The 9461-nt window shown below is 70.9% G+C and carries 7 protein-coding genes; 2 read left to right on the forward strand and 5 right to left on the reverse strand.

The annotated features are described in order from the left end of the window. The first annotated feature begins 107 nt into the window (after positions 1–107). A complete protein-coding gene (locus tag ABTZ89_RS30370; RefSeq protein ID WP_351051120.1) occupies positions 108–3239 on the forward strand; it encodes an ATP-binding protein in 3132 nt (1043 codons plus the stop codon). 45 nt (positions 3240–3284) lie between these two features. On the opposite strand, the gene ABTZ89_RS30375 is transcribed toward ABTZ89_RS30370, so the two are convergent. Continuing rightward, entirely contained in the window at positions 3285–4103 is an 819-nt protein-coding gene (locus ABTZ89_RS30375; RefSeq protein ID WP_351051123.1) for an ABC transporter permease, read from the reverse strand. Further along, complete coding sequence (locus tag ABTZ89_RS30380; protein ID WP_351051126.1) at positions 4100–5047, reverse strand: ATP-binding cassette domain-containing protein; 948 nt, start codon at positions 5045–5047, stop codon at positions 4100–4102. The genes ABTZ89_RS30375 and ABTZ89_RS30380 overlap by 4 nt, the downstream gene beginning before the upstream one ends. Before the next feature lie 103 nt (positions 5048–5150). On the opposite strand from ABTZ89_RS30380, the gene ABTZ89_RS30385 reads away from it, so the two are divergent. Beyond that, complete coding sequence (locus ABTZ89_RS30385; RefSeq protein WP_351051128.1) at positions 5151–6140, forward strand: endonuclease/exonuclease/phosphatase family protein; 990 nt, start codon at positions 5151–5153, stop codon at positions 6138–6140. A gap of 51 nt (positions 6141–6191) precedes the next feature. On the opposite strand, the gene ABTZ89_RS30390 is transcribed toward ABTZ89_RS30385, so the two are convergent. From ABTZ89_RS30390 to ABTZ89_RS30400, 3 genes are read right to left on the reverse strand one after another with little or no spacing between them, the layout of a single operon-like run. Continuing rightward, complete coding sequence (locus ABTZ89_RS30390; protein ID WP_093156509.1) at positions 6192–6500, reverse strand: antibiotic biosynthesis monooxygenase family protein; 309 nt, start codon at positions 6498–6500, stop codon at positions 6192–6194. Positions 6501–6543: 43 nt separating this feature from the next. Next, positions 6544–8484, reverse strand: coding sequence for a YhgE/Pip family protein (locus ABTZ89_RS30395; RefSeq protein WP_351051130.1), 1941 nt, complete (start codon positions 8482–8484; stop codon positions 6544–6546). Further along, positions 8481–9164 carry an ATP-binding cassette domain-containing protein gene (locus tag ABTZ89_RS30400; RefSeq protein WP_351051133.1) on the reverse strand — a complete coding sequence of 228 codons (684 nt, stop codon included), beginning with the start codon at positions 9162–9164 and terminating at the stop codon, positions 8481–8483. The genes ABTZ89_RS30395 and ABTZ89_RS30400 overlap by 4 nt, the downstream gene beginning before the upstream one ends. Positions 9165–9461 lie beyond the last annotated feature (297 nt).

A 9461-nucleotide genomic window follows, 5' to 3' on the forward strand; every position in this document is an offset into this window, starting at 1 on the left:
GGTGCGGGTCGGTTGACCTTCACGGTCTCCTGGCCCACCTCGTCCGCGGCCAGCGCCTCGATGATATTCCCGAGCACCGGGTCAGGGGTTTTTGAGAAGCTGGGCGGGTGCGTGTCGCGCTCCTGGGGCCATTCCGGCTGAACACCTCCGACGGCCGGACGGTCGACGTCGGCGGCCTCCGGGTGCGCACGCTGCTCGCACGGCTCGCGCTCGAAGCCGGCCGCACCGTCGCCACCGAGGTGCTCATCGCCGACCTCTGGGGCTCCGCCCAGCCGGCCGGCGCGCTCAACGCGCTCCAGTCGCTCGTCTCCCGCGCGCGCCGCGCGCTCGACGGCTCGCTGCAGGTGCGCTCCGACCCGTCGGGCTACGCCCTCCTGGTCGATCCCGACGACGTCGACGCCGACCGCTTCGCGCGGCTCGCGGCCGAGGGCCGCCGCCTGCTCCGCGATGATCGCGTCGACGCTGCCGCTGCGACGCTCCGCGAGGCGCTGGCGCTGTGGCGCGGCGGTGCGCTCGCCGACTTCCTCGACGCGCCGTTCGCGGAAGCGCAGGTGGCGCGGCTGGACGAGTTGCGGCTCACGGCGCTCGAAGACCGGGTCGAGGCGGATCTGCGCGCTGGTCGGCAGGTCGATCTGGTGCCCGAGCTGCAAGGTCTGTGCGCACGTCATCCGCTGCGCGAGCGGCTCACCTCGCTGCGGATCCGAGCGCTCTACGCGTGCGGGCGGCAACCGGATGCGCTCGCGGCGTTCGAGGAGTTGCGCCGTCGGCTGGACGACGAGTTCGGCGTGGAGCCGTCGCAGGAGTTGAAGGACCTGCAGCTCGCGGTGCTGCGCGGCGATCCTTCGCTGATGCCGCGCCGGACGTCGCACCCGGCCGCGCTGCCAACTCGGTTGAGCAGTTTCGTCGGCCGGGAGCGCGAGGTCGAGCGCACGCGGGCGGAACTCGCCGACTCGCGGTTGGTCACGCTGTTCGGGCCGGGCGGTGCGGGGAAGACCCGGTTGGCGGCGGAAACCGCGGCCGGCACGCTGGATCGGCGGGTGTGGTTCGTGGAGCTCGCGCCGCTGCGCGACGACCAGGACTTGACTGCTGCCGTGCTGACCGCGCTGGGCGTTCGCGAGAACCGGCTGCTGGAGGCGCCGAAGACGCACGCCTTGAGCCGGGTGAAGGAGCTGCTCGCGGCGGAACCGACGTTGCTGGTGCTGGACAACTGCGAGCACGTGATCGGCTCCGTCGCCGAGTTCGCCCAGGAAGTCCTCGGCTGGTCGCCGCAGCTCCGGGTGCTGGCCACGAGCCGGGAACCGCTCGCGGTGGCCGGGGAGACGCTGCTGCCCGTCGGACCGCTGGAGCTGCCGGAATCTGCTGCCGCAGCAAGGGAATCCGCGGCAGTGCGGCTCTTCGCGGACCGGGCGGCGTCCGCGCGCCCCGGGTTCTCGCTGGACGAGGACAACATCGGTGACGTGGTCGAGATCTGCCGCCGACTCGACGGCATGCCGCTGGCGATCGAACTCGCCGCGGCGCGGCTGCGGGCGATGAGCGCGCGGCAGATCGCCGACCGGTTGGACGACCGGTTCCGCTTGCTCGCCAACGGGAACCGCACCTCGATGCCCCGCCACCGGACGCTGCGCGCGGTCGTGGAGTGGAGTTGGGACCTGCTCACCGAGCAGGAGCGGACGCTGGCCCGGCGGATGTCGGTGTTCGCCGGCAGCGCCACGCCGGAGGCGATCTCCGGGGTGTGCGCCGATGCCGAGCTCACCAGCGGCGACGCGTTCTACGTGCTCCTGTCTCTGGTGGAGAAATCCCTGGTGGAGGCGGTGGATTCGGGCCTGGGGATGCGCTACCGGATGCTGGAGACGGTGCGCGCGTTCTGCGCCGAGCAGCTCGATGCCGAGGGGGAGCGGGACGCGCTTCAGATCTCGCACGCGGCGCACTACGTCGATTTCGCCGAGAGCGCCGCGCCGAACCTGCACGGCGCGGACCAGATCGACTGGATGGACCGGCTGGACGCCGACCACGACAACATCATCGCTGCCCTGCACCGGGCGATCTCGTCCGGCGACGCGGACCGCGGGATCAGGCTGGTGGCGGCGCTGTGCTGGTACTGGTCGATGGCGGCGCAGCACGAGGAGCTCAACGCTCGGTTGAACGCGGTCCTCGAACTGCCGGGCTCGGCCCCACCGGAGAGCCGGGCGGTGGTCGAGCTGATGCGGCAGATGGTCTCCGACGACCAGGACTGGTCCACCCGCCTGCGCGCCGCGGTGACCGCGGTCCGCGACACCGGCGCGCAGTCCCGGTACCTGTACGTGGCGGTGATGGAACCGGCGGCCTGGATGTTCAGCGGCGAACAGTCCGAAATGGACAGAGCGGTCGAGGTGGCGTTGCAGAACCCGGCCCGGTGGGCGCGCGCGGCCGGCCTGTTCAGCCGGTCCTGGGGTTTCGAGCACTCCGGCAATCCCGGGGCGGCGGAGAAGGACATGCTGGCCGCGCTGGCCGAGTTCCGCGCGATCGGTGACCGGTGGGGCACGGCGAGCACGATCCACAGCCTGGCCGATCTGCGTTCCCGGCGCGGCGACCACGAGGGCGCGATCGAGGCGTTGCAGGAATCCGCCGCCACCCTGCGCGAGCTGCGCAGCACCGACGACCTGGTGTCCACGAAGGCGCGGATCGGCCTCGAGCTGTTGCGCGCGGGCGACGCCGAGGGCGCGGAAGCGGAGCTGCTCCGAGCCGACGAACTCGGCCGGAACGTCTTCCCGCACCACCGCATCGGCGCGCTGAGCGGGCTGGTCGAGGTGGCCCGCTTCGCAGGGAACCACGCCGAGGCTTGGAAGTACCTGGCCGAGATGCGCGAGATCATCAGCGACGCGACCATGACCCCGCATCCCCTGCGGCAGCTCGCGGAGATCTGCGAAGCCCGGTTGTGCGCTGCCGAAGGCCGGTTCGACACCGCGCGGGCGGCGCTGGCCCGAGCGCTGGTCCTCGGCATGGACATCCGCGACATGCCGATGACCGCCGGCATCGCCGAGCAGGTGGCGTGCCTGGAGTTCACCCAGGAACGGCCGGAAGCGGCGGCGCGCCTGCTCGGCATCGCGATCGCGCTGCGCGGCCAGCTCGACGAAGGAGATCCGGAAGTCCGAGACCTGCTGCACGCCTTGGGTGAGAACCACAGCGCGGCGCGCGACAGAGGCGCGTCGCTCTCCCGCGAAGCCGCGTTCGAGGAGCTGCGCGCTGCACTTGCCTCGTGAGTGGCGATGGTCGTAAGAACCACCATCGCCACTCACGAGGACGTCTCACACCCGGCGCCGGTAGGCCCACATCGCCAGCGGGAAGAACACCGCCACGATCGCCACCAACCAGACCAGGGTGGCCGTCAGCGGGCCGGCGACCGGCCCACCGATCATCAGGCTGCGCGCGGTGTCCGCGAGCTGGGTGACCGGGTTGATCCCCACCCACGCCTGCAACCAGCCCGGCATGGTCTCGGTCGGCACGAACACGTTGCTGCCCATGGTGAGCGGGAACATGAACGCCATCGCCACACCGGGCAGCGCCTGCTGGTTCTTGATCAGCATCCCGAGGAACACCGAGATCCAGCACATCGACAGCGCGAAGGCGATCACCACCACGACGGCGAGCAGCGCGGACAGCGGATCGGTCTGGATCCGGAAACCCATGATCGCGGCGAACACCAGCAGCACCGCCAGCGACACCAGGTAGCGCACGACGTCACCGAGCACCGCGCCGATCAGCGGCGCCGACCGCGCCACCGGCAAGCTGCGGAACCGGTCGAAGACACCCTTGTTGATGTCGGTGTTCAGCGCGATCCCGGTGCCGAGGCTGGCGAAGACCATGTTCATGGCCATCACCCCGGGCAGCGTGACCTGCAGGTAGGAGGCGGTGTCCCCGGCGATCGCGCCGCCGAAGAGGTACACGAACATGACCAGGAACAGGATCGGCTGGATAGTGACGTCGACCAGGCCCTCGGGCGACTTCCGGATCTTCAGGACGCTCCGCCCGGCCAGCGTCAACCCCTGCCGAATCGTGCGGACCGGGCCGATGTGCTCCGGCGCCGCCGCCGGCGCGGCGGGCGTACGTTCCAACGTTGCAGTCACGCCGCCTCCTCGGTGGGTTTGCCGGTGATGGCCAGGAAGACCTCGTCCAGGCTCGGTAGCCGGAGCGCGAGTTCGTCGGCGGTGATCGACGCGTCGTCCAGGCGGCGCACCAGGGTGGACAGCAGCACCGGGTCGTCCACCGGCGCGGTGAGCAGACCGCTCTCGTCGTGCGTGGCCGGTTCGGCGCCGGTCAGCTCGGCCAGGATCCGGCGCACCGCGGGCACGTCCGCCAGGTCGGTCGGGCGCACCTGGAGGGTCTGCCCGCCGGTCCGGCGCTTGAGCTCGTCGGCGCGGCCGTCCGCCACGACCCGGCCGTGGTCGATCACGCTGATCCGGTCGGCCAGCTGATCGGCCTCCTCCAGGTACTGGGTGGTCAGCAGCACCGTCACGCCTTCGCCGGTCAGGCCGCGGACCATGTCCCAGACCTGGTTGCGGCTGCGCGGGTCCAGCCCGGTGGTCGGCTCGTCCAGGTAGAGGATTTCGGGACGGCCCACCAGGCTGGCCGCCAGGTCCAGGCGGCGCCGCATCCCGCCGGAGTAGGTCTTGATCGCGCGTCCGCCCGCGTCGGTCAGGTCGAAGCGCTCCAGCAGTTCGGCGGCGCGCGCCTTCGCGTCGCCTCGCGGCATCTCCAGCAGGCGGCCGATCAGCACCAGGTTCTCCACCCCGGTCAGCTCCTCGTCGACCGAGGCGTACTGGCCGGTCAACCCGATGCGGCTGCGCACCGCCACCGGTTGGCGGAGCACGTCGTAGCCCGCGACGGTGGCGGTCCCGGCGTCCGGCCGCAGCAGGGTGGCCAGGACGCGCACCGCGGTGGTCTTGCCCGCGCCGTTCGGGCCGAGCACGCCGAGAATCGTCCCGGCGGGCGCGGCGAGGTCGACCCCGGCCAGCGCGGTGGTGGAGCCGAAGCGTTTGACCAGGCCTTCTGCCTGGATCGCGTATGACATGGAACCTCCCAGAGGGCTTGCGAGTCCGAATGTCCGCGAGGGCGCTGACAGGACGCGCACAGCTCGCTGACAGGCTTGGGGAGCTGAACGACAGGAGGTCTCAGTGACCCGGACCTTGGCCGAGCCGGAAGAAGAGCGGCTGGAACGGCGCAAGCCCGGTGGCGGGGTGGTCACCGCGCTGCTGGCGCTGGTGAGCCTCGGTTTCCTCGCCTGGGCCGCGCTGCGGCTGGCCGGGATGGAGTTCGACCGCTACACCGTGGCGCTGGTGGCGCTGACCCCGTACGCGCTGCTGACCGGTGCGGTGATCGCGCTGCTCGCGCTCCTGCTGCGCCGCTGGTTGACGCTGCTGATCGTCGGTCTGGTGACGGTGGCGCTGGCGTTCTCCGTCGTGCCGCGGGCCGTTTCGAGCACGGCACCGGCGCAGGGCGTCGCGCTGCGCGTGCTGTCGATCAACACCTACTTCGGCCAGGCGGACGCGGCGGCGATCGTGGATCTGGTGCGCCGGCACGAGGTCGACGTGCTCAGCCTGCAGGAGCTCACGCCGGAACTGGTCGGTCGGCTCGATGCGGCGGGGCTGGGCGCGGAACTGCCGCACCGGGTGTTCCACGCGGGCCCGAAGGCGGACGGTTCCGGGATCGCGGCGCGCTACCCGCTGCGCGAGCTGGACCTGCTGCCGAAGTCGACGCTCGCCCAGCCGACGGCGCTGCTGCAGCGCCCGGGCAGCCCGCCGGTCGAGATCGCCGCGGTGCACACGCTGTACCCGATGGGCGCCGACACCTACAGCAGGTGGCGGCAGGAGATGATCGACCTGGGGCAGCTGCGGCTGACCGGCACGCCCCGCGTGCTGGCGGGCGACTTCAACGCGACGCTCGACCACGCCCGGCTCCGCTCCCTGATCGGCACCGGCTACACCGACGCCGCAGCGGCCACCGGCTCGGGCCTGCGCGCCACCTGGCCGGCGGGCTGGTTCCCGCCGCCGGTGGCGCTCGACCACGTCCTCACCACGCCGGAGATCGCTCCGCAGTCCTTCGACGTCTTCCCGGTGAGCGGCGCGGACCACCGCGCGATCCTCGCGACCCTCGTGGTCAAGTGAGCCCGTGAGTCCTTTGGGTCGCTGGAGCAGCCCAAAGGACTCACGGGTCCGTCACTTCTCCGGGTAGGACTCCTGGACCAGCTCGAACTCCAGCAGGCTGGAGCCGGAGGCGACCGGGTTCTTCGCCTCGCCGGCGTGCGCGGCCTTCGCCGGGCCCGACGCCCACGCCTGGAACGCCTCCTCGGACTCCCACTTCGTGTAGACGAAGTAGCGGTTGTCGCCCTTCACCGGGCGCAGCAGCTCGAACCCGAGGAAGCCCGGCGCGCTGTCCACCGAACCGTGCCGCGAAGCGAACCGCTTCTCCAGCTCCGGGCCGGCACCTTCAGGAACCTCGATCGCATTGATCTTCACAACAGCCATGTAGCCAGCCTACGAGCCCAACAGGGTGATCGGCGACCGCGCGCTACAGCTCGATCTGGGGGTGCAGGCGGGCCACCGACCAGGTGCGCTGGCGCTGGACGACCAAGGTGGTCAGCAGCAGGAAGATCACCAGGAATCCGGCGAGCACCACGGCGTCCTTGAGCAGGTGCTCCATCTCGCCGCCGGAGATCGTCACGCGCAGCCCGTCGACCAGGTAGCTCATCGGCAGGAACGGGTGCACCGCCTGGAACGGCACCGGCGCGGTCTCCATCGGGTACAGGCCGCCGGAGGCGGTGAGCTGGATGATCAGCAGCACCAGCGACAGCAGGTCGCCGACCGCGCCCAGCGCGGTGCGCAGGAAGTGGTCGATCGCCACGAACGCCAGCGCGGCCAGCGAGATCAGCCCGAGCGTCAACCCCAGGTGCACCGGATCCAGCCCGAGCCCGAAGTCGACCACCGCGTACAGCACGAACCCGCCGATCACGCCCAGCCCGGCGGCGGGCAGGAACCCGGCCAGCGCGATCGTCCACGCGTTCACCCGGTCCGCCATCGCCCGCTGGTTCACCGGCTTGAGCAGCAGGTACGCGAACAGGCCGAACACCCACAGCGCGATCGCGAAGAAGAACGGCGCCAGCCCGCGCCCGTAGACGTGCGCCGGGTTGATGTTCTCGTCGTGGATCTCGGTCGGTGAGCCCAGCACGTCGGCGGCCTGGGCGACCTCGGTCGGGTTGGTCGGCGGGATCTTGCCCAGCGTGTCGTCGACCAGCCCCTGCAAGGACTTGGCGCCGTCGTTGAGCTGCCCAGCACCGGTGTGCAGCACGCCGCTGCTCGCGACCAGCGTGTTCAACCCGTTGGTGACGCCGTTGGTGCCACCGGACAGCTCCGACGTGCCCGCGCGCAGCGTGTCGGCAGGCGCGGTGATCGCGCGGACCTTGCTCTGCAGCGGGCCGAGGTTGTTCTGCAGGTCGAGCGCCTGCCGGTTGGCGTCCTGCGCGGTCGTCAGCGCCTTCTGCGCATCGCCGTCGGCGGTGGACGCGGAGTCGGCGATCTTGCGGGAGGTGTCCAACGCGCGCTGGTAGACGGGGTCCTCCGAGAGGTCGGGGTGCCGCTGGCCGAGCTCCTCGACGGCCGCGCGCCCCTCACCGGCCCGCTGGTTGAGGAACCCGGTGGTGGTCTTGATCGCGCTCAGGTTGCTGACCGCGGTGTTGCTCGCGTTGACCAGCGCGTTCACCGCGCCGGGCAGCCGCTCGGCGGTGAAGTCGGTGACTGCGTTGAGCTGCTGGTCCAGCTGGGCGCTGGCGTCCGCGATGCTCTGCACACCGCGCGCGATCTCGCCGGTTCCGTCCCGCACCCCGCCGAGACCGGTGGTCAGCGCCTCCGTGCCCTGCTTGCTCAGCTCGGTGCCCTCGACCAGCTGCTTGGACGCCTCCGACGCCAGCTGCAGCTTCTCCCGGGCCTGGTCCAGCTCGCCGTAGAGCGCGCGGGCGTAGGTGGCGTGCGCGGCGGCGTTGATCTGGTTCTGCAGCTCGGTCTTCACCGTGTCGGCCATGATCCCGACGATGAAGCCGTTCGCGTCGTTCTTGACGATGTTGAGCCCGGCCCGCTGCGGGTTGCGGTCCGCCGCGGTGGCCAGCCTGGCGCTGAAGTCCGCGGGCACCTCGATGGTGAAGTAGTAGGTGCCCTCCACCAGGCCGCGCCGGGCGTCGGCGGCGTCCACGAAGTGCCAGTCGAAGGTGTCGGTCGCCTTGATCTGCTGGACGAACTGCTCACCGGCGTTGATGTGCTCGCCGCGGCTGTCCACCGGCCGGTCGGAGTTCACCACCGCGACCGGGACCTGGCCCAACTTGCCGTAGGGATCCCAGTTCGACCACAGGTACAGCGAGCCGTACAGCAGGGGGACCAGCACCAGCACCAGCGGAACCAGGCGGCGCAGCGGTCCGCGGAAGCGGCGCAGCTCCAGCCAGGCCAGGTTGAACGCTTTCACTGCGTGTCCTCCTCCAGCAGGTCGAACACATCGGTGGGCAGTTCCTCCGGCTCGCGCGCGGGGAGGTGGATCACCTCGACGTCCCCGGACGGCGCGTCGGTGGCGCTGGCCAGCACGGTCATCCCGGTCCGGGTGACCTCGTGCAGCGCGGCCCACACCTGCGCCCGCGACGCCATCGGCAGGCCGACGTCGACGTCGTCGACGAGGATCCCGGCGGGGAAGGACGCGACGGTCAGCGCGATCGCGAGCAGCAGCTGGTCGGCGGCGTGCAGTTCGCCGACCAGCGCGGACCGGTCGGGGGCGAGTCCGACGAGGGAGAGCGCGGCGTCGATGTCGCGGAGGGATGCGCCGCTGATCAGCTGGCGCTCCCGGATGGCCTCGCGCACCCGGTGCTGCTCCTCGAGCTCGTAGCCGGGCCGCAGCCGCGCCGGTCTGACGAGCTGCCGCACCGCCTTGGCCTGCGCGGGCAGCACGTGCCCGGAGACGTCGAGGTACCCGGTGATCAGCGGGAGACGACCGGACAGCGCGAGCAGCAACGAGGTCCGGCCGGTTCCGCCGGGACCGGCCACCACGGCGAGGGATCCGGAGGAGACCTCCAGGTCGAGGTTGGCGAACACGACGCCTTCCGGCCCCTTGGCGGCGATCCCGCGGCCGACGATGCTCACGCCGTCGACGTACATGCGTCCTCCTGCCACGCGCGGACTGCCGATCACCAACCTGGTGCCTCGCCCACCGCTCGGCAACTCGTGATCAGCCAAACAGCGTCCACTATGGACCAGAAGTCCCCCGCTCCCCGCGCGACACGCAATTTCAATGGAATTTCGACGTCCAATTTCCATTGAATTTGCGGAAGTTCTCCACAGGACCCGGAACTTGTCCACAAGTCCCGACACGCCGGGGTCCCGACACGCCCGGGTGTGCAGTTTCAATTGAAACTGTAAAACCCGGGCACGGCGGAGCGCAGTTTCAATTGAAAC

It is taken from the genome of Saccharopolyspora sp. NPDC002686 (assembly GCF_040295745.1).
GTDB classification, from domain to species: Bacteria; Actinomycetota; Actinomycetes; order Mycobacteriales; family Pseudonocardiaceae; genus Saccharopolyspora; species Saccharopolyspora oryzae.